The organism is Streptomyces sp. NBC_00344, from assembly GCF_036088315.1.
Classification (GTDB): domain Bacteria; phylum Actinomycetota; class Actinomycetes; order Streptomycetales; family Streptomycetaceae; genus Streptomyces.
Genome location: NZ_CP107996.1, coordinates 4,870,668 through 4,890,083, shown reverse-complemented (window position 1 = coordinate 4,890,083; position 19,416 = coordinate 4,870,668). Strand labels below are relative to the sequence as shown.

At 69.5% G+C, this 19,416-nt stretch carries 18 protein-coding genes; 10 read left to right on the top strand and 8 right to left on the bottom strand.

Annotated elements, in window-relative coordinates:
• Nucleotides 1–554: 554 nt before the first annotated feature.
• A complete protein-coding gene (locus tag OHS16_RS21985) occupies nt 555–3,008 on the bottom strand; it encodes a glycoside hydrolase family 3 protein (RefSeq protein WP_328538945.1) in 2,454 nt (817 codons plus the stop codon).
• 142 nt (nt 3,009–3,150) lie between these two features.
• Between OHS16_RS21985 and OHS16_RS21980 the strand changes: the two genes are divergently transcribed.
• Nucleotides 3,151–3,726, top strand: a complete 576-nt coding sequence (locus OHS16_RS21980; RefSeq protein ID WP_328538944.1) for a TetR/AcrR family transcriptional regulator — start codon at nt 3,151–3,153, stop codon at nt 3,724–3,726.
• Between the two features lie 32 nt (nt 3,727–3,758).
• Here OHS16_RS21980 and OHS16_RS21975 read toward each other — a convergent pair whose 3' ends face one another.
• Nucleotides 3,759–4,562 (bottom strand): EI24 domain-containing protein, encoded by an 804-nt coding sequence (locus OHS16_RS21975; protein ID WP_328538943.1) that lies wholly within the window; start codon nt 4,560–4,562, stop codon nt 3,759–3,761.
• A 366-nt stretch (nt 4,563–4,928) separates the two neighbouring features.
• On the opposite strand from OHS16_RS21975, the gene OHS16_RS21970 reads away from it, so the two are divergent.
• The 7 genes from OHS16_RS21970 to OHS16_RS21940 all read left to right on the top strand — a co-directional run bounded on the left by OHS16_RS21970 (nt 4,929) and on the right by OHS16_RS21940 (nt 13,277).
• On the top strand, nt 4,929–6,086 hold the full coding sequence (locus OHS16_RS21970) for a mandelate racemase/muconate lactonizing enzyme family protein (protein ID WP_328538942.1): 1,158 nt from the start codon (nt 4,929–4,931) through the stop codon (nt 6,084–6,086).
• Between the two features lie 5 nt (nt 6,087–6,091).
• Nucleotides 6,092–7,102, top strand: a complete 1,011-nt coding sequence (locus OHS16_RS21965) for a zinc-dependent alcohol dehydrogenase (protein ID WP_328540936.1) — start codon at nt 6,092–6,094, stop codon at nt 7,100–7,102.
• Between the two features lie 91 nt (nt 7,103–7,193).
• Nucleotides 7,194–8,177, top strand: coding sequence for a hypothetical protein (locus tag OHS16_RS21960; RefSeq protein WP_328538941.1), 984 nt, complete (start codon nt 7,194–7,196; stop codon nt 8,175–8,177).
• Nucleotides 8,178–8,182: 5 nt separating this feature from the next.
• Entirely contained in the window at nt 8,183–9,295 is a 1,113-nt protein-coding gene (chvE, locus tag OHS16_RS21955; RefSeq protein WP_443042665.1) for a multiple monosaccharide ABC transporter substrate-binding protein, read from the top strand.
• On the top strand, nt 9,292–10,836 hold the full coding sequence (mmsA, locus tag OHS16_RS21950; RefSeq protein ID WP_443042663.1) for a multiple monosaccharide ABC transporter ATP-binding protein: 1,545 nt from the start codon (nt 9,292–9,294) through the stop codon (nt 10,834–10,836). The genes chvE and mmsA overlap by 4 nt, the downstream gene beginning before the upstream one ends.
• 5 nt (nt 10,837–10,841) lie before the next feature.
• Nucleotides 10,842–12,077, top strand: a complete 1,236-nt coding sequence (mmsB, locus tag OHS16_RS21945; RefSeq protein ID WP_328538939.1) for a multiple monosaccharide ABC transporter permease — start codon at nt 10,842–10,844, stop codon at nt 12,075–12,077.
• A gap of 33 nt (nt 12,078–12,110) precedes the next feature.
• Entirely contained in the window at nt 12,111–13,277 is a 1,167-nt protein-coding gene (locus OHS16_RS21940) for an aldose epimerase family protein (RefSeq protein WP_328538938.1), read from the top strand.
• A 75-nt stretch (nt 13,278–13,352) separates the two neighbouring features.
• Here the strand turns inward: OHS16_RS21940 and OHS16_RS21935 are convergent, their stop codons facing one another.
• The 5 genes from OHS16_RS21935 to OHS16_RS21915 form a co-directional block, all read right to left on the bottom strand.
• On the bottom strand, nt 13,353–13,967 hold the full coding sequence (locus OHS16_RS21935) for a peroxiredoxin-like family protein (RefSeq protein ID WP_328538937.1): 615 nt from the start codon (nt 13,965–13,967) through the stop codon (nt 13,353–13,355).
• 195 nt (nt 13,968–14,162) lie between these two features.
• Nucleotides 14,163–15,005 carry an SMP-30/gluconolactonase/LRE family protein gene (locus OHS16_RS21930; RefSeq protein WP_328538936.1) on the bottom strand — a complete coding sequence of 281 codons (843 nt, stop codon included), beginning with the start codon at nt 15,003–15,005 and terminating at the stop codon, nt 14,163–14,165.
• Nucleotides 15,002–15,772: an IclR family transcriptional regulator gene (locus OHS16_RS21925; RefSeq protein WP_328538935.1), complete on the bottom strand. Its 771-nt coding sequence runs from the start codon at nt 15,770–15,772 to the stop codon at nt 15,002–15,004. The genes OHS16_RS21930 and OHS16_RS21925 overlap by 4 nt, the downstream gene beginning before the upstream one ends.
• Nucleotides 15,773–15,952: 180 nt before the next feature.
• A complete protein-coding gene (locus tag OHS16_RS21920; protein WP_328538934.1) occupies nt 15,953–16,381 on the bottom strand; it encodes an organic hydroperoxide resistance protein in 429 nt (142 codons plus the stop codon).
• A gap of 64 nt (nt 16,382–16,445) precedes the next feature.
• Nucleotides 16,446–17,465, bottom strand: a complete 1,020-nt coding sequence (locus OHS16_RS21915; RefSeq protein ID WP_328538933.1) for an NADP-dependent oxidoreductase — start codon at nt 17,463–17,465, stop codon at nt 16,446–16,448.
• Nucleotides 17,466–17,558: 93 nt separating this feature from the next.
• Between OHS16_RS21915 and OHS16_RS21910 the strand changes: the two genes are divergently transcribed.
• Nucleotides 17,559–17,978 carry a MarR family winged helix-turn-helix transcriptional regulator gene (locus OHS16_RS21910; protein ID WP_328538932.1) on the top strand — a complete coding sequence of 140 codons (420 nt, stop codon included), beginning with the start codon at nt 17,559–17,561 and terminating at the stop codon, nt 17,976–17,978.
• A gap of 10 nt (nt 17,979–17,988) precedes the next feature.
• Here OHS16_RS21910 and OHS16_RS21905 read toward each other — a convergent pair whose 3' ends face one another.
• On the bottom strand, nt 17,989–18,669 hold the full coding sequence (locus tag OHS16_RS21905) for an SCO2400 family protein (RefSeq protein ID WP_328538931.1): 681 nt from the start codon (nt 18,667–18,669) through the stop codon (nt 17,989–17,991).
• A gap of 112 nt (nt 18,670–18,781) precedes the next feature.
• Here OHS16_RS21905 and OHS16_RS21900 point away from each other — a divergent pair, with 112 nt between their 5' ends.
• A complete protein-coding gene (locus tag OHS16_RS21900; RefSeq protein WP_328538930.1) occupies nt 18,782–19,363 on the top strand; it encodes a hypothetical protein in 582 nt (193 codons plus the stop codon).
• Nucleotides 19,364–19,416: the final 53 nt, after the last annotated feature.

Sequence of the window (19,416 nt, the reverse complement as noted above, 5' to 3'; positions counted from 1 at the left end):
TGCTAAGCCGCCCTATCGGATCGCATGAGGCCGGCCGGTCGCTTCCCGTGGGCAGCGAGAGCCATTTCCGGCCCTGCCGCCTCGTCACTCACGGGTGATGCACAGCAACACCCCACACCCGCCGTGCACACTCCCGCTCCGGCAACGCCATCCGGCCGGTCACCCACGCCCGTCCAGGACCGCTACGGCTGCGGCCGCCTCTTCCGTGCGACGGAACCGGCCACTGCCACGACCGGCCACCCCGGCGCGCCGACAGCCGCCCGGCAGCGATACGCAGCCATCCCCACCCATCGGAGGAACCCGCATGGTCAGCTCGCCGCACGAGGCGATGCACCGCATCGTCCGGGAGTATCGGGATGTCGCGCTGCATGGTTCAGCCGCACCACCACAGCGACCTCTGCGGAGGCGAGCTTCGCGGAGCCGTAGCGGGGGTCTGCCGCGCGGACCAGCAGGGCGGAGGGCACCCGAGTGGACGGGTGCCCTCCGCACCAGGCGCCGTGTGACGCGCGCACCACGTACGGACCCGGCGCGTCCACCTCGCGACGCGCCGGAGGTCAGACCTTGACCGCCGCCGTCAGCCTGGTGTCCGTGACCGAGCGGGAGGCCTGGATCTCGTATGGCCCCTCCTGCCGGGACCAGCCGCCGGATTCCTCGTCCCAGATCTCGAAGGCGCGGGACGAGAGGTCGATCTCCACCTCGACGGTTTCACCGGCGGCAGCCCGCACCGTGGCGAAGCCGGCCAGCTGGCGGGCGGCGCGCTCCGCTCCGCCGTCGAGAGGTGCGGCATAGATCTGCACGGTCTCCCGGCCCGTGCGGCTGCCGGCGTTGCGGATACGCACAGTGGCTCGGGCAGCGGTGGCGTCCAGGGACTCGTACTCCCACGTCGTGTAGCCGAGGCCGTGGCCGAAGGGGTAGGCGGCAGTGGTGCCCGCCTTGTCCCAGGCCCGGTATCCGATGAACACACCTTCTTCGTAGGGGAGTTCACCGCCGGACGGCTCGACCCTGCTGACCGGGGCGTCCTCAAGGACGGCCGGCCAGGTGGTGGGCAGCCTGCCGCCCGGCTCCTCGGCGCCGAGGAGTACGTCGGCGAGTGCGGCGCCGCCCTCCTGGCCGGGGAACCAGCTGAGCAGCACCGCCGCCACGTCCTCCCGCCAGGGCAGCTCCACCGGGGAGCCCGCGTTGACGACCACCACGGTGTTCGGGTTGGCGGCGGCCACCGCGCGCACCAGGTCGTCCTGACGGCCCGGCAGCTTCAGGTCCTTGCGGTCGAAGCCCTCGGACTCGACCCGCTCGGTGGTGGCGACCACCACGACGGCGGTGTCCGCGTCCCGTGCCGTCCGGGCCGCCTCGGCGATCAGCTCGTCGGCGTCGCGCTGCGGATCGCGGTGCATCAGGGAGAAGCCGATGGCCTGGAGTCGGGCGTCCGGGCTCTTGTAGACCGTGTACGCCAGGGCGATCGCGACCGAATCGCCCGCTGTGAGGTCGACTCCACCGCGCTCGACCGGGCCGCCGAAGACCGCCCCGAACGGATCGGCCTCGTCGCCCGGCAGCTCGTCCCCGTCGAAGAGCACCTGCTCGCCGACGGTGAGCCGGAAACCGCCGAGCCCCCGGGTGCCGAAGGTGTGCTGCCCGCTCTCCCGAGGGGTGAAGGTGCCCTTCACCTCGATCGTGTGCAGCGTTTCATGGGTGACGCCTTCCGGCAGGTCACTGCCCACCCACTGGATGCGCCCGCCCGGGATGGAGGCCGTCCCGATGACCCGGCCGTCCTCGTCGCGGCAGATGGCGTGGAGCGCGAAGCCCTGTTCGGCGGCGGAGAGTTCACCGCTCGGGTCGGCGCCCAGCGCATACCTGACCGCCCCTTCCGGAAGAACCGCCGCCAGTCCGTCCAGCGGAGGGACCACCCGGGTGGGGAACACGGTGGCCGAACCGCCGCCCAGGATGCGGGCATCACGGGCTGCCGCACCGATCAGGGCGACCTTGGCGGTGCCGGCCGCGGTGAGCGGGAGCGCGCCGCCCTCGTTGCGTACCAGGACGAAGCCGCGGTGGGCGATCTCGCGGGCCAGTTCGCGTCCGTCCACATCCGCCGGCGGATCGGTGACGACCGGCGGGGCGCCTTCGAGAATGCCGACCCGGGCCGCCAGCCGCAGCACATTGCGGACCGCCGCGTCCACGTCCGCCGCGCCGACCTCACCCGACCGGACCGCGGCGGCGAGCGGTTCGCCGTACGGGGTGACCGGGCCCGGCATCGCGACGTCGAGGCCGCCGGTGATGGCCCCGGCGGTGGAGCGGGCTGCCGTCCAGTCGGAGACGTTGAAGCCGTCGAAGTTCCATTCGCCGCGGAGGACTTCGTCGACCAGGTAGCGGTGCTCGGTCATCGTCGTGCCGTTGACCGTGTTGTACGCGGTCATGATGCCCCAGGGATGGGCATTTCTGACGATGGCCTCGAACGGTGCGAGGTACAGCTCGCGCAGCGGTCGCGGGGCGATGAGGTTGTTGACGGTGAAGCGGTCGGTCTCCGCGTCATTGCCGACGAAGTGCTTGACCGTGGTGCCGACACCGCCGCTCTGGACGCCCTGGACATAGCCGGTGCCGATCTCCCCGGTGAGATACGGGTCCTCCGAGTAGCACTCGAAGTGGCGGCCACCGAGCGGCGAGCGGTGCAGATTGACGGTCGGCGCCAGCAGGACGTGCACGCCCTTGCGGCGCGCCTCCTGCGCCAGCAGCACCCCGGCCCGGCGGGCCAGCGCGGGGTCCCAGGTGGCAGCGAGCGCGGTCGGGGAGGGCAGCGCGATCGACGGGTCGTCGGCGGTCCAGCGCACACCGCGGACACCGATCGGCCCGTCCGACATGACCAGCGACTGCAGTCCGATCGCGGGCAGTTCGGGGAGGGTCCAGAAGTCCTTTCCGGAGATCAGCCGAGCCTTGGCATCGAGGTCGAGCCTGCCGAGCGCCGCTTCCACGACTGCCTCACGGACCTGCTCCGCATCGTTGATCGGGTGGTCTGCCACGGCCGTACCTCCGCATTGACGTCCAGTGTGTGTCTCCATCCTGGCGCGACTACCGGTAGATCGGTAGGTTAAGTTATTCATCTGTAATCTTAGGTGTGGTGTCATACGGTCTTCGGACATACCGCGGGGAAGGGGCCGGTGCATGGTCAGTGCCAGAAACGAGGAACGGCGTGCGGAGATCCTCCGGGCCGCGCTGGAGGTGATCGCCGAGCGCGGCTACCGGGGCACGACCCTCGGTGCCGTCGCCGAGCGGGTCGGCCTCACCCAGCAGGGGCTGCTGCACTACTTCCCCACCAAGGAGGCGCTGCTGGTCGCCGTCCTCGAGGCACGCGACCGCTGGGACCCGGGGGCGGCCGGACGCTCGCCGGGCGCGTGGCGGCTCGATCTGCTCGGCTCACTCGTGGAGTACAACGCGATGCGCCCCGGCATCGTGCAGACCTTCGCCGCGCTGCTCGGCGAGAGCGTCACGGACGGCCATCCCGCCCGGGAGTTCTTCACCCGCCGTTATGTGCAGGTGCGTGGTTCCATGGCGGCCACCCTGCGCGGGGAGTTCGGCGACCGGCTGCCCGGCGGGCTCACACCTGATGAGGCGGCGCCGCTGCTGGTGGCGGTGATGGACGGGCTGCAGTACCAGTGGCTGCTGGACCCCGAGGCGGTGGACATGCCGGCCGCGTTCCGGGCGTTCGTCGCCTTGTTGGGGGCACCCGCCGTACGGTGACGCCGAATACGCCCGAGTGACGCGGCGGGGGATCAGCCCGCCGCGGTCACATCCGCCTCGTCCGGAGCGGCGGCCGGGGCGGGGTCCGGATCCGGGTCCGTCTCCCCCAGCAGGTCGCGGCTCATCAGCGTCGCACCGGCGACCGCCCCAGGCATCAGGAACACGGCGACGAGCGGCACCACGAACGCCAGCGCCAGCGGTACACCGAAGCCGAGGACCATCAGCCGGCGCCCCTTCAGCAGCACCAGACGCTGCCTGAACTCGATGCGCCTGCGCTGCAGCGCCACCGCTGTGAGCTCCTCGGTGAGGAAGAAGCCGGTGACGCAGAACCCGATGGCCGGCACGACCGTCTGGCCCACGCCGGGGAGGAAACCGGCGGCGAAGAGCAGGATCCCGTAGAACGTGACCCGCACCAGAATGCGGAGACTGTCCCGCGCGGAGATCCAGAGCTCGCGCCAGAGCGGGAGGCCCGACTCATGGACCTCGCCGTTCTCCGACTTCTCCACCCGCTCCGAGAGCGCCTCGTAGAAGGGCTGGCCGATCAGCAGTGTCATCGCGGTGAAGGAGATGACGGACAGGAGAAGGGCCAGCGCCCAGAGCAGTACGGTCAGGGCGCCCCTGAGAAGTCCCGCCCAGGGCGAGCTCCAGTCGTCCGCGAACGGGGTGGCCCAGGCCGTCACGTCGTCCGCCCAGAAGAAGAGGGCGACCAGCACTGCCAGATACAGCACCAGCGTGATGAGACCCGGCAGCAGGCCGAAGCCGTACTGCCTGCCGTGCCGTCCGACCCAGCGCTGGCCCTTCACGAGATAACCGAAACCCGCCCCGAGATCACCCATGGCGCAAGCCTATCGGTGTGCGTCCACCTGCAGAACGGTCACCGGAACCGGCCGCTCGGGCTCGGCGAGGGTGTCGGTGCCGGCCTGCGCCGTCCCAGACAGAACCGTGACGCTTGGTATTTGTCGTTCGAAATTCCGGACGCCTTTCGATATTTCGGCTCAAGGAGCATGCCGTCCCGGACGTCACACCGTCAACACCGCCGACACACCCTGCGGCTACGGACCGAAACCGTGATCCGCGGAGGCATTGACGTTGAATGCATCACGCGCTTACGGTCACGCCAGCATTTCGAACGCATGACGAAATATCGAACGCCGCCGCTCCCCAGGGAGCGGCATCACGCACACCACCGGGGGGCAACTGCCTTGCGAATCACCGGAATCAGCACCCACGTCGTCGGAACGCCCTGGCGCAACCTCACCTATGTGCAGGTCCACACGGACGATGGGCTCACCGGCGTCGGCGAGACCCGCATGCTCGGCCGCACGGACGCACTGGTCGGCTACCTGAAAGAGGCCGAGGCCAACCACATCGCCGGCTCCGACCCGTTCGCACTGGAAGACCTCGTCAAGCGGATGAAGTACGGCGACTACGGGCGGGCCGGCGAGATCGTCATGTCAGGCATCGCCGTCATCGAGATGGCCTGCTGGGACATCAAGGGCAAGGCGCTCGGCGTCCCGGTCTGGCAGCTGCTCGGCGGCCGGGTCACCGACCGGGTCAAGGCATACGCGAACGGCTGGTACACCACCGAGCGCACCCCGGACGCCTACCACAAGGCCGCTCGCACAGTGATGGAGCGTGGCTACCGCGCCCTGAAGATCGACCCGTTCGGGACCGGGCACTTCGAGCTCGACCAGGCACAGACCACCTACGCGGTCTCGCTGATCGAGGCGGTGCGGGACGCCATCGGTCCGGACGCCGAGCTGATGCTGGAGATGCACGGGCGGTTCTCCCCCTCCACCGCGGTCCGCCTCGCCCGCGACCTCGCCCCCTTCAGGCCCGCCTGGCTGGAGGAGCCGGTCCCGCCGGAGAACCTCAAGGCGCTGGAGAAGGTCGCTGCCAAGGTGGACATCCCGGTCGCCACCGGCGAACGCATTCACGACCGGATCGAGTTCCGCGAGCTGTTCGAGTCCCAGGCCGCCGACATCATCCAGCCGGACGTGGGCCACATCGGCGGCATCCTGGAGACCCGGAAACTCGCCGCGACCGCCGAGACGCACTACATGCTCGTCGCCCCGCACAACGTGGGCGGATCCGTGCTCACCGCAGCCAGCCTCCAAGTGGCGGGCTGCACCCCCAACTTCAAGATCCTCGAGCACTTCAACGACTTCGCGGACGCAGAGATCAAGAAGGTCGTGAAGGGCGCGCCGCAGGTCGTCGACGGATACTTCGAACTGTCCGATGCGCCCGGCCTGGGAGTGGAGCTCGACGTGGACGCTGCCGCCGAATTCCCGCAGCAGCAGGCCAGGTTCGACCTCTGGGCCGAGGGCTGGGAGAAGCGCGCCCCCAAGGCGCCCCGGTGAGCGGGATGAGCCGCGCCGTCGTCGTCGACGCCCCCGGAGTGCACCACGTGGTCAGCGGTGTGCAGCCCGAACCCGGCCCGGGCGAGGTGCTCATCAGGGTCGCAGCGGCCGGAATCTGCATGAGCGACCGCGAGGTGTACGACGGCCACCGCGATCCGGGCTACGTCCGCTACCCGGTCGTCCCGGGCCATGAGTGGTCCGGAACCGTCGAGGCAGTGGGCGCGGGTGTTGACCCCGCGCTCGCCGGGCGCAGGACCGTCGCCGAGGGCTTCCGCTTCTGCGGAACGTGTGCGCAGTGCCGGCGCGGCGCGACCTCGCTGTGCGGCGCCGGTTACGACGAGACGGGCTTCACCCGCCCCGGCGGATTCGCCGACCATCTGGTCGTCCCCGCCCGGCTGCTCCATCCGCTGGCCGACGACGCGGATCTGCGGTCGGCCGCCCTGCTGGAGCCCGCGGCCGTCGTGGCAGCGGCGGTACGGGCGGCACGGCCCGAACCCGGCGACCGCATCGCCGTCGTCGGTGCGGGCACGCTGGGCCTGCTCGCCGTACAACTGCTCGCGGCGACGTCACCCGCGGAACTCACCGTGATCGACCCCCGGGCCGAACGGGCCGCGCAGGCAGTGGTTTTCGGTGCGACGGGGACACGTGCGCCGGAGGAGGCGCCTGAGGTGCGCGGCCGCTACGACCTGGTGGTCGAGACCGCCGGCGCACCCTCCACCGCGGCCGACTCCTGCCTCCTGCCCCGCCGCGGCGGCCAGGTGGTGCTCACCGGGATGTTCACTCCCGGCGCCAGGGGCATCGACCCCGTGCACCTCTCGCTGAACCAGCTCACCGTACGGAGCATCTTCGGGGCGCCGTCCGCTGCCTGGTCCTTCGCGGTGCGCGCGTTCACCGCGGGAATCCTCGACCCCGCACCGCTGATCACGCACGAGTTCCCGCTCGAGCGGTACGCGGAAGCCGTCGCGCTCGTCGGGAGCGGCGATCCGAAGACCGGGAAGGTGCTGCTGCGGCCGTGAATCCCACCAGGCCGGGCACCGGCCCATGCCCAACGACACGAACCGTGTCCGAAATACCGAACGCGCTACCGAGTATGCAAGGAACCCGCCTGTGACCGACGCATCCGCCTCCTCCCCCCGCCGTCCCGGCGAACAGGCACTCGCCGCCCTCGGCCTCGCCGCGCCCGCGCTCAGCCCCACCGACGCCTCCGGCCGGTGTTTCCCCGACGGCGGCACCTGGCGCACCGAAGTGCCCTCCGTCGAAGGGCCCGAGGCGCTCGACGTCGTACTCAAGGAGTCCGCCCAGCTCGACGTGCCCATCCACCGCATCAGCCAGGGCAGCGGCGTCTGGATGCTCACGGACACCGAGATAACCGACATGGTGGACGCCTGCGCCGAGCGCGACATCGAACTGTGCCTGTTCACCGGGCCGCGCGGCACCTGGGACATCGGCGCCTCCACCCGTACCGAATCGGGCGGCGGCGGGCTGCGGGCCCGGGGCCACGACGCGGTCGCCGGTTCCCTCGAGGACGCCGTCCGCGCCACCGGGCTCGGGGTGAAGTGCCTTCTCGTCGCGGACGAGGGTGTGCTCTGGTCACTGCACCGGCTGCGCTCCGCCGGGGTGATCCCCGCCGACACCACCTTCAAGGTCTCCGCGCTCATCGGCCCGGTGAACCCGGCCTCGTATGCCGTGTTCGAGCAGCTCGGTGCGGACTCCATCAACATCCCGTCCGACCTCACACTCGCGCACCTCACGGAGATCCGCCGGGTGTCCGCCGCCCCCATGGACCTCTACATCGAGGCGCCCGACGACCTGGGCGGCTACGTCCGGATGTACGAGGCCGCCGAGCTGATCCGGCGCGGCGCGCCGATCTACCTGAAGTTCGGGCTCTCCAAGTCGCCCGGCATCTACCCCTACGGCGCCCAGCTGCGCGACCGCACCCTCGACACCGCCCGTGAGCGTGTCCGGCGCGGCCGGCTCGCCCTCGATCTGCTCGCACGGCACGGCGCGGACGGCGGCATGTCGCCGCTCGGTTCCCGGCTGCCCGGCTCCCTCAACCGTTTCACCGTCTCCCCCTCCACCGAGAAGGACTGATGACCATGAGCCACACACGCCGCGCCGCGCTCGCCCTGACCGCCGGCGCCCTGACCCTCTCCCTCGCCGCGTGCGGGCAGAGCAGCGAGGGCGGCAGCAAGGAGACCAAGACCGGGGGCAAGGGCTCCACGATCGGCATCGCCATGCCGACCAAGTCCTCCGAGCGCTGGATAGCCGACGGCAACAACATGGTCAAGCAGTTCAAGGCCATGGGCTACAAGACCAATCTGCAGTACGGCGACGACAACGTCGACCAGCAGGTCGCCCAGATCGAGAACATGATCACCAAGGGCGTCGACGCCCTTGTCGTCGCCGCTGTCGACGGCAAGTCCCTCTCCGACGTGCTCCAGCAGGCGGCGGACCAGCACATCAAGGTGATCTCGTACGACCGGCTGATCCTCGGCACCCCGAACGTCGACTACTACGCCTCGTTCGACAACGAGAAGGTCGGTGTGCTCCAGGCGACCTATCTGATCGACAAGCTGGGGCTGAAGAGCGGCCGGAAGAAGGGGCCGTTCAACATCGAGCTCTTCGCCGGCTCGCCCGACGACAACAACACCCGCTACTTCTTCGACGGCGCGATGAAGACGCTGAAGCCGTACATCGACAAGAAGCAGCTCGTCGTACGCTCCCGGCAGACCGCGCTCGATCAGGTCACCACGTTGCGCTGGGACGGCGGGACCGCGCAGAAGCGCATGGACGACCTGCTCACCAAGGCGTACTCCTCGGGCGCGAAGGTCGACGCGGTCCTCTCACCGTACGACGGGATATCGATCGGTGTGCTGTCCGCGCTGAAGTCGGACGGCTACGGCACGAAGGCCAAGCCGTACCCCCTCGTCACCGGGCAGGACGCCGAGGTCGCATCGGTGAAGTCGATCATCGCGGCCCAGCAGACGCAGACCGTCTACAAGGACACCCGGGCGCTCGCCAAGCAGGCCGTGCAGATGGCCGACGCCGTACTGAACAAGAAGAAGCCCCAGGTCAACGACGTCAAGACATACAACAACGAGAAGAAGGTCGTTCCCGCCTATCTGCTCAACCCGGTCAGCGTGGACAAGTCCAACTACAAGTCGGTCCTGGTCGACTCGGGCTACATCAAGGCGAGTGAGCTGCAGTGACCGGCACGCCGGTTCTCGAGATGCGCTCGATCGTCAAGACCTTCCCCGGGGTCCGCGCGCTCTCCGGTGTGTCCCTGACGGTCGCCGAGGGCGAGGTCCACGCCGTCTGCGGTGAGAACGGCGCGGGCAAGTCGACCCTGATGAAGGTGCTCAGCGGGGTGCATCCGCACGGGAGTTACGAGGGAGACATCCTCTTCCAGGGTGCCGACTGCGCGTTCCGGGACATCCGGGCGAGCGAGGCGCGCGGGATCGTCATCATCCACCAGGAGCTGGCGCTCATCCCGTATCTGTCCATCGCCGAGAACATATTCCTCGGCAACGAGCACGCGAACCGCGGGTTCATCAGCTGGAACGAGACGCTCAAGCACGCCTCCAGGCTGCTGAAGCGGGTCGGGCTGAACGAGCACCCGCAGACCCGGGTCGCCGACATCGGGGTCGGCAAGCAGCAGTTGGTGGAGATCGCGAAGGCGCTCTCCAAGGAGGTCAAGCTGCTCATCCTCGACGAGCCGACCGCTGCCCTGAACGACGACGACAGCGCCAAGCTGCTCGATCTGATCCTGGAGCTGAAGGACCAGGGCATCACCTCGATCATCATCTCGCACAAGCTCAACGAGATCGCCGCGGTCGCCGACTCCGTCACCATCATCCGCGACGGGCGGACCATCGAGACCCTCGATGTGAAGGCCGCGGTGACGACCGAGGACCGGATCATCCGCGGGATGGTCGGCCGCGACCTCGACAACCGCTTCCCCGAACGCACCGCCTACGAGGGCGACCCGGGCTCCCGGCCCGCCCTCGAGGTGCGCAACTGGACCGTCCACCATCCCATCGACCAGCAGCGCAAGATCGTCGACGATGTCTCCTTCCATGTGCGCAAGGGTGAGATCGTCGGCATCGCGGGGCTGATGGGAGCGGGCCGTACCGAGCTCGCGATGAGCGTCTTCGGGCGCAGTTACGGCCGCAACATCTCCGGCTCGGTCTTCAAGGACGGCCGGGAGATCCGTACGAAAACCGTCCCCGAGGCGGTCGGCCACGGCATCGCCTACGTCACCGAGGACCGCAAGCACTACGGCCTCAACCTGATCGACACCATCGGCCGCAACATCACGATGAGCGCGCTCAAGAAGGTGTCCAAGCGCGGCGTGGTCGATGAGCACGAGGAGACCCGGGTCGCGGAGTCGTACCGGAAAACCATGAACATCAAGGCCCCGACCGTCTTCGAACACGTCGGCCGGCTGTCGGGGGGCAACCAGCAGAAGGTCGTCCTCAGCAAATGGATCTTCGCGGGCCCCGACGTCCTGATTCTCGACGAGCCGACACGCGGCATCGACGTCGGCGCCAAGTACGAGATCTACACGGTGATCGACCAGCTCGCCGCCGAGGGCAAAGCCGTTGTCTTCATCTCCTCCGAACTCCCCGAACTGCTCGGCATGTGCGACCGCATCTACACGATGGCGGCGGGCCGGCTCACCGGTGAGGTCGCCAGGGCTGACGCGACGCAGGAACTGCTGATGCGCCACATGACCATGAACAGAAGGTAGTTGTTATGGGTCCGGTCACCACCGAAGCCCCGAAGAGCGCCGGTCCGGCGCCCGAAGTCCCCCGCTCCACCACCGGAGCCCTCCTGATGGAGGCCGCTCGCCGCAACATGCGCCAGTACGGGATGCTGATCGCGCTCGGCCTGATCGTCGTGCTGTTCCAGATCTGGACCGGCGGCGTCCTGCTCAAGCCGAACAACGTCACCAATCTGGTCCTCCAGAACAGCTACATCCTGGTGCTGGCCATCGGCATGATGATCGTCATCATCGCCGGCCACATCGACCTTTCCGTCGGCTCGCTGGCGGCGTTCGTCTCCGCCGCCGGCGCCGTCATGATGGTCGATCACAAGGTGCCCTGGGTACTGGCACTGGTGATCGCACTGCTGATCGGTGCGGCCGCCGGGGCCTGGCAGGGCTTCTGGATCGCCTATGTGGGCATCCCCTCGTTCATCGTCACACTCGCCGGAATGCTGATCTTCCGGGGCGCGACGCAGATCCTCCTGGGCTCGCGCTCAGTCGGACCGCTCCCGGACGGCTTCCAGAAGATCTCGACCGGCTATCTGCCGGCGATCGGCCCGAACACGAACTACCACAACCTCACCCTGCTGATGGGCCTGGGCCTGATCGCGGTCGTCCTGATCCAGGAGCTCCGCTCGCGCCGCCGCGAGAAGGAGTACGAACTCGACATCCTGCCCAGGGGCCTGTTCCTCACCAAGTGCGTGGCGATGAGCGCCGCGGTCCTCGCCTTCACGATGACCCTCGCCAGCTACCGGGGGGTGCCGGTCGTACTCCTGATCCTGGCCGCCCTGCTCATCGGACTGGGCTTCGTCATGCGCAACGCGGTCATCGGCCGGCATGTGTACGCGCTCGGCGGCAACCAGCCCGCGGCCAAGCTGTCCGGCGTCAAGGACAAGCGGACCATCTTCATGGTCTTCGTGAACATGGGTGTCCTGGCGGCCCTGGCCGGTGTCGTCTTCGCGGCCCGGCTCGGCGCCGGGACCCCCAACGCCGGAGTGAACTTCGAACTCGAAGCCATCGCGGCGGCCTTCATCGGCGGCGCCTCCATGAGCGGCGGCGTCGGCACCGTGTTCGGCGCGATCATCGGCGGTCTCGTCCTGGGCGTGCTCAACAACGGCATGTCCCTGGTGGGTGTCGGAAGCGACTACCAGCAGGTCATCAAGGGGCTGGTGCTGCTCGCCGCGGTCGGCTTCGACGTCTACAACAAGCGCAAGGTCGGTTCATAGGTCCCGTAGGACTCTCTCTGAGGAGCTGCACGCATGCTGAACCGTTCACACAAGCCGAGCAGACGCACCGTGATAGCAGCGACGGCGGCGGCCGGGGTGGCCGCCACCACATCGATGGGCAGTGCCCGTGCCGCCGGGGGAGGCACACCGTCGAAGGAGCTCTTCGGCAGACTGGCCGACGGCACCAGGGTCCATGTCTGGACGGTCGCCAACGGCGGGACCCGCCTCCAAGTCCTCTCCTACGGAGGGATCATCCATTCCCTGGAGGTCCCCGACCGCAGGGGACACACGGCGAACATCGCGCTGGGTTTCGACAACCTCGCGGACTATGCCGCCAAGAGCCCCTTCTTCGGTGGTCTGATCGGGCGGTACGGCAACCGGATCGCCGGCGGGAAGTTCACCCTGGACGGCGCCGGATACCAACTCCCCCTGAACGACGGGGTGAACAGCCTGCACGGCGGCACCAAGGGCTTCGACAAGCAGATGTGGCACATCGAACCCCTCACCCGTGGCTCCGATCGCGGGCTGGTGCTCTCCCGGATTTCTCCCGACGGCGAGATGGGTTACCCCGGCACCCTCAGGGTCCAGGTCACCTACACCCTCACCCAGCACGGGGAATGGCGGATCGACTACGAGGCGACGACGGACCGGGCAACCGTCATCAACCTCACCAGCCACACCTATTTCAACCTGGCAGGTGAGGGCAGCGGTTCCGTCTACGACCACACCCTGGAGCTGGCCGCCGCCCGCTACACCCCGGTCGGCTCCTCCCTCATCCCGACCGGCGACCTGCCCAGGGTCTCCGGCACCCCCTTCGACTTCCGTCGCGCGAAGGCGATCGGGGCCGACATCCGGGAGGCTGACCAGCAGCTCGTGTACGGCAAGGGCTTCGACCACAACTGGGCGCTGGACAAGGGCATCACCGCCCGTCCCGAGTACGCGCTCACACTCGCCGATCCCGGGTCGGGACGGGTGATGAAGATGTACACGACCGAGCCCGGTCTGCAGTTCTACTCCGGCAACCAGCTGGACGGCACGCTGGCGGGCACATCCGGGAAGCTCTACCGGCAGGGAGACGCGCTCTGCCTCGAGGCCCAGCACTACCCGGACTCCCCCAACCAGCCGGCCTTCCCGAGCACGGTGCTCAGGCCGGGGCAGACCTACCGCACCACGACCGTCCACGCGTTCTCGTCCCGCTGACGGGCCCCAGGGAACGCTGTGCCCCGCAGGTGCCTGACCCCTGCGGGGCGCAGCCCTGTCCGGGCCCCGGCAGGCTCACCCGGTGTGGTTCGCTGCCAGTGCGAGCAGTTCGCCGACCGACCAGTGGTCCAGCGCATTGCGGCCGTACTTCGCCGCCAGGACGGTGCCGTCCCCGCTGATCAGAAAGTCCGCGGGAAGGCCGAAGACACTCTCGTGCTCGGTGGGGTACGAAGGGCGGCCGGCCCTGTTTCCGCGCCAGCCGTCCGGGAAGCCGCGCACCGCGGTGGGCCAGACCCGCGGGTCGAACACGGCCTTCTTGGACGACCCCACGCCGAACGCCGCGTACAGCGTCTTCTCCGGGTCGGGAACGACCGCGAAGGGGAGACCGTCGTGGTGCGGCAGCATCGCCTTCGCCGACGAGTGGAAGACCGCCACCTCGAAGATCCCGGCGTCCACGAGCTCGTTGTGGCGGACGGCGATCGAGCGCAGATGGGTGTTGCAGAAGGGGCAGCCGGCGAAGCGCCGGAACTGCAGATGGGTCAGCAGGCCGGGAGCCGGCACACTGACCCGCCGGCCGTGGATGGTGGTCAGCTCCCGGGAGCCGACGGTGTCACCCGGCGCGTAGTGGTGCTCCGCGTGCGACGCGGCGGGGGCGTGGTGGCCGGACGGGGTGTTCCGTGATGTCTTCATGCACCTGGGAGCGCCGCGGGGGCCGGAGTGTGACATCCCGGGCCTCTGGACGGCCGCCCGTCTCGCGGCCACTGCCCGGTCCCGTCATCCGGTCCCGTAAAAGGGCCCGCGCTGCGCGGGCCGCTCCACGGGGTCGTCCCCCGGCCTCCCCGGCATTCCGGCGTTCTGGCCTCCCGTGGGGCCCGGGACCGTGCGTCAGCCCGCGAAAGGCGGCTGCGGCACACCCTGTCCGGCATCCGGCAGCACCAGGAGCGAGCCGGCGAGCGGCGGCGGGGCTCCGAGTCCGACGCGGGCCGTGCTGATGTAGAGATCACGCAGTTCCCGGCCGCCGAAGGCGCAGGCGGTGGGGCGGCTCACGGGCAGCGGGATCGTACGGTCCAGGGCGCCTTCCGGGGTGTAGCGGCGCACGGCGGCGCCGTCCCAGAGGGCCACCCAGACGCAGCCCGCCCCGTCGACCGTCAGCCCGTCGGGGTATCCCGCCCCCTCCTCGATCAGCGTGAACTCCCGCCGGTTGTAAGGGAGTCCGCCGTCGAAGTCGAAGACGTCGATCCGCCGGGTCGGAGAGTCGATGTAGTACATCAGGGAGCCGTCGGGGCTCCAGCCGGTGCCGTTGGAGACGCCTGCGGTCAGTTGCTGCGCGACGTTGCCGTCCGCGGTGATCCTGGTCAGTGTGCCGCCGCCGGGTGCCTCGTCGTACCGCATGGTGCCCGCCCAGAGCGCACCGTCGGGCGCGACGGCGGCGTCATTGCCCCGCCGCCCGACCACCGGGTCGTGCACCAGCCAGGAGAAACCGCCTTCGGGCCCGTAGAGGCCCACCCCGTCCCGCAGGTTGGCCACGAGTCCCCCGCCGGCCCGCGGCTTGGCGGCGCCGACGTGCTGCTCGGTGGCCATGACGGTGCGCCGGCCGCTCACCGGATCGAAGGTGTGGATCCGGGCGGACAGGATGTCGACCCAGATGAGCCGGCCGGTCAGCGGATCCCAGGTCGGGCCCTCGCCGAGGACCGCATGCTCACGTACTGCCACGTCCGGGCGGTTCATCCGAGTCCCCGGTGGCCGAGCCGGGTGGAGAGTTCGGCCGCGCCCTTGAGCGCCAGCTGCTCCAGCTCACTCTCGCGCTCGTCGCTCCACCGGATCATCGGTACGGAGATGGAGAGCGCCGCGACGACCCGCCCCGCGCCGTTGCGTACCGGCGCGGCCACGCAGCTCACGTCCGGGTTCGACTCACGGTGCTCGACCGCTACGCCCCGCTCGCGGATCGCGGCGAGCGCTTCCCGCAGGGCGTCCGCATCCGTCATGCTGTTGGGTGTCATCGCGGTGAGCTCCCGTCCGGAGATCCGGGCATCGCGCTCGGCCTCGGGCAGCGAAGCGAGCAGCATCTTCCCGACGGAGGTGCAGTGCGCGGGCAGCCTGCGCCCGGCGGCCGAGACCATCCGGACCGCATGGGTGGAGTCCACCTTCGCGATGTAGATGACATCGGTGTCCTCGAGGATGGCCACATGCACGGTCTCGTCGCAGGTCTCGGCGACCTCACGGGCGACCTGCTGCCCCTCGGCCGCGAGGTCGAGCTGCTCGGCGTAACGGCTGCCGAGCTGGTATGTCCGGACGCCGAGCCGGTACCGCCCGGGCTGTTCGGGGACGGGCACCAGATAGGCGCGGGCCGCGAGCGTGGTGAGCAGCTCGTGCACCGTGGTGCGCGGGAGTTGAAGTCTGCGGGTCACATCGGGCGCCGACAGCGAGCCGTCTCCTTCGAGGAACAGCTCGAGTATGTCCAGCGCCCGGGTCACCGCCGGGACCAGTCGCCCCATGGTGGTCCACCCACCCCTTCTTGTCGGCACTCCAGTGTTCGAAACCCCGGCCAATGGTCGGAATAACGAACACAGCGTATCCACAGCGCCGTTCACCGGGCAATGGCGCGGCGTACCGCCGTACCCGCGAAGAGCCGCACCCGGCCGGAGCTGGGTGCGGCTCTTCGGTGTTCACACAGGTCAGGCGACAGCCAGCTCGACCTTGATGTTGCCGCGGGTGGCGTTCGAGTACGGGCACACCTGGTGCGCCTTCTCGATCAGCGACTGCGCGGTGGCGGTGTCGACGTTCGGGATGGACGCGGTGATCGCGACCTCCAGCCCGAAGCCACCCTGCTCGTTCTTGCCGATGCCGACCGCGGCGGTCACCGTCGAGCCGGAGATGTCGGCCTTCTCCTGGCGGGCGACCACACCGAGAGCCCCCTGGAAGCAGGCGCTGTAACCGGCGGCGAAGAGCTGCTCCGGGTTGGTCCCGGCGCCGCTTCCACCCATCTCCTTCGGCGGATTGACGACCACGTCGAGGTTGCCGTCGCTCGAGGAGACCCGGCCGTCACGGCCGTTCTCCGCGGTGGCCACGGCGGTGTACGCGACGTCGATCTTCTGTATTGCCATGAAAATTCCTTACGTTGTGTACGCCGCGGCTCGCGCCCACGACCGCGGCGGCCTGATGATGAGACTACTGGCTGAGGGCGACGATCATCTTCCCGGTGTTCTCACCGCGCAGCATGCCGAGGAAGGCGTCGACACCCTTCTCCACACCCTGGACGACTGTCTCCTGGTACTTCAGCTCGCCCGAGGCGATCCAGCCGGCGACTTCCTGGACGAACTGCGGCTGCAGGGCGGTGTGATCGTTGACGAGCATTCCCTGCACACGCAGCCGCTTGCCGATGATCAGTGCCAGGTTGCGCGGGCCCGGGGTCGACTCGGTGTTGTTGTACTGCGAGATCATTCCGCAGATGGTGGCGCGGCCGTGCACGTTGAACGAGGTGATGGCCGCTTCGAGGTGCTCGCCGCCGACATTGTCGAAGTAGACGTCGATACCGTCGGGGGCCGCCTCCCGCAGCTGCTTCGACACCGGACCGTTCTTGTAGTTGAACGCCGCGTCGAAGCCGAGGTCCTCGATGAGGTGCTTGACCTTCTCGTCGGAGCCTGCGGAACCGATGACCCGGGCGGCACCCTTGAGCCGGGCCATCTGCCCGACCTGGTTTCCGACCGCACCGGCCGCGCCGGAGACGAACACCGTGTCGCCCTCCTTGAAGGAGGCGACGTCGAAGAGACCCGCATAGGCGGTGAGACCCGTCATGCCGAGCACGCCGAGGTAGGCGGAGAGCGGCGCGAGCGAGGCGTCGACCTTGGTGGCGTACTGAGCGGGCACCTGGGCGTACTCACGCCAGCCGAGCCCGTGCAGGACGTGGTCGCCCACCGCGAACCCGTCGGCGTTCGAGGCGATGACCTCGCCCACCGCGCCGCCGTCCATGGGCTTGTCGAGCTGGAAGGGCGGGGTGTACGACTTCACGTCGTTCATCCGGCCGCGCATATAAGGGTCGACCGAGAAGTAGAGGTTGCGGACCAGGATGCGGCCTTCGGCGGGCTCGCTCACCTGGGCCTCGCGCAGCGCGAAGTCCTCGGGGGTGGGCCAGCCGTTCGGACGGGCGGTGAGGTGCCATTCGCGGCCGGTGGCGGGGAGTACTGACATGCGGGGTGCAACCTCCTAGAAAAGCTTCAGGTGATGAAACAACCATGCGCCTCGATATTTTAGATTGTCAAGTAAGTGGGTATCATGGTTCCCATGGCCACTCGAACAGACCCGCTGACCTCCGAAGTCGTCGAGCTGATCGGTGACGTCGTCGCCCGCTACTACGAGGAGTACGACGAAGCCGCGGCGGGGCATTCACTCACCGGGGCCCAGGCCCGGGTACTGGGTCTGCTCTCCATCGAGGCGATGCCCATGCGCCGTATCGCCGGAAAACTCAAATGTGAGCCGTCGAACGTCACCGGCATCGTCGACCGGCTCGAAGCCCGCGGCCTGGTCGAGCGCCGCCCCGACCCGTCGGACCGCCGGATCAAACTCGCCGCGGCAACGGACCTGGGCACCGAGACCGCGGAACAGCTCCGCGCGTCACTGAATTTCGCCCGGGAGCCGCTGGGAGAGCTGTCCGCCGAGGAGCGCACAGTTCTGCGCGACCTGCTCAGGCGCATGCTCGGCTGAGCCGCACGGCTCAGGTGCACCACCAGAGGAACCGGGTGCAGGTCTCCGTCGGCGCCGGTTCGGGCGGTGGCGGGGGCGGCGGCTGCGAGGCGGGCGGGGGCGCCGGGGTGCCCGGGCTGTCACTCTGCCCCGGCGACGAGGGCCCCGGTGCGGCCGAGGACGGCTGGGGCGCTCCGGGGGACGCGGTCCCGCGTGGCCCGGGACGGGCGGAGGCGGAAGCCGCCGCCGTGACGGCCGCCGTTCCCGGTCCGCCGGACGGCTCGCCCCTTCCCGCCACCGTCGACCGCTGCGCCGCGGGTACGGCCGACGGGCGGCCGGGGCTCTCGCTCTCGGCTCCACCGGGGGCCGGAGGCTCCGTGGGCCGGTCCTCCTCGCGTACCGAACCGGCGGCCTCTCCGTGCTGCGGCGCCTCGGTCGCCAGCTCGGCCAGGCTCAGCGCACCGGCGGCAAGGACCACGCCCAGCGTGGCGAACAGCGCGGTACGCCGCCCGGAACGCCTGCGAGCACGACGGGCACGGCCGGGCCGCTTGCGGGCACGCCGGTGCCCTGCGGGCACCGGCTCGCGTATGTGGAGCTCGTACACCGCGGGTTCGTCGGCCGCGGGCCGCCCGAGATCCTCTGCAGGAGTGCCGCAGCCGGCACAGGCGAGGGCGCCGTTGAGGTGTCTGCGACACGCGTAGCAGTAATCCATGGCGACCGCAGATTATGCGGGCGGCGGGGCCACCGGGGGCACAAACCTGTGAGGATCTTGTGTGGAAGCCACCCTTTCACCGTGTGTCGCGGGGTCGGGGCAGGATGGGGGCATGCCGCATCCAGGAGCCCCCTTCGGGCCGCTCGACTTCCAGCTGGTGCTGCTGCGCCGGATGGCCGACCAGCAGCCGGGGCTGGTCGAGGACGCCCGCCACGAGCTCGGGGTCCCGCTCGCCGTCATGCGGGAAGCCAACCGCCGCTGGCAGGCGATGGTCCGTTCCCCCCGGTCCCGAGGCGCCGCACAGCGCTACCGCTCGGTGCTCGGCGAGCCCACGGCGACCACCCGCAGGAAGATCGGCGATCTGGAGTGCGACGCCTTCCAGTGGCAGGTGCCGCTCTGGCCGGATCTGCGGTTCGAGGTGCTGACCGCACCCGGCGGCCCGGTGTGGAACGAGTGGCTGGTCCGCGCCCCGGGGGCCGCCGGCCCCGTGCTGTCCTCGGTGGAGGATCTGCGTCCCTGGTCGTGCACGGTCGACGAGGTGGCCCGCGCCTTCGCCGCCGTCCGGCCGATGGAGGGATCGGCACCGACCCGCTGGCAGCTGGCCATCACCCCGCCGGACGGCCGGCGCTGTGTCGCCGACTTCACCTGGGGCCTGCTCCAGGAGGTGCGGTTCCCCGACGAACCACCGGGATGACAGGACGGTCCCGAAGGCTGCCAGGTCACCCCTGGCACGGTGTCAGGGCCCGG

Coding starts and splice junctions, on each gene's coding strand:
- OHS16_RS21905 (WP_328538931.1), bottom strand. CDS start 18,669: ATGGATTACTGCTACGCGTGTCGCAGACACCTCAACGGCGCCCTCGCC.
- mmsB (WP_328538939.1), top strand. CDS start 10,842: ATGGGTCCGGTCACCACCGAAGCCCCGAAGAGCGCCGGTCCGGCGCCC.
- OHS16_RS21940 (WP_328538938.1), top strand. CDS start 12,111: ATGCTGAACCGTTCACACAAGCCGAGCAGACGCACCGTGATAGCAGCG.
- OHS16_RS21920 (WP_328538934.1), bottom strand. CDS start 16,381: ATGGCAATACAGAAGATCGACGTCGCGTACACCGCCGTGGCCACCGCG.
- OHS16_RS21925 (WP_328538935.1), bottom strand. CDS start 15,772: ATGGGGCGACTGGTCCCGGCGGTGACCCGGGCGCTGGACATACTCGAG.
- OHS16_RS21935 (WP_328538937.1), bottom strand. CDS start 13,967: ATGAAGACATCACGGAACACCCCGTCCGGCCACCACGCCCCCGCCGCG.
- OHS16_RS21980 (WP_328538944.1), top strand. CDS start 3,151: ATGGTCAGTGCCAGAAACGAGGAACGGCGTGCGGAGATCCTCCGGGCC.
- OHS16_RS21910 (WP_328538932.1), top strand. CDS start 17,559: ATGGCCACTCGAACAGACCCGCTGACCTCCGAAGTCGTCGAGCTGATC.
- OHS16_RS21900 (WP_328538930.1), top strand. CDS start 18,782: ATGCCGCATCCAGGAGCCCCCTTCGGGCCGCTCGACTTCCAGCTGGTG.
- OHS16_RS21915 (WP_328538933.1), bottom strand. CDS start 17,465: ATGTCAGTACTCCCCGCCACCGGCCGCGAATGGCACCTCACCGCCCGT.
- OHS16_RS21965 (WP_328540936.1), top strand. CDS start 6,092: ATGAGCCGCGCCGTCGTCGTCGACGCCCCCGGAGTGCACCACGTGGTC.
- OHS16_RS21975 (WP_328538943.1), bottom strand. CDS start 4,562: ATGGGTGATCTCGGGGCGGGTTTCGGTTATCTCGTGAAGGGCCAGCGC.
- OHS16_RS21930 (WP_328538936.1), bottom strand. CDS start 15,005: ATGAACCGCCCGGACGTGGCAGTACGTGAGCATGCGGTCCTCGGCGAG.
- chvE (WP_443042665.1), top strand. CDS start 8,183: ATGAGCCACACACGCCGCGCCGCGCTCGCCCTGACCGCCGGCGCCCTG.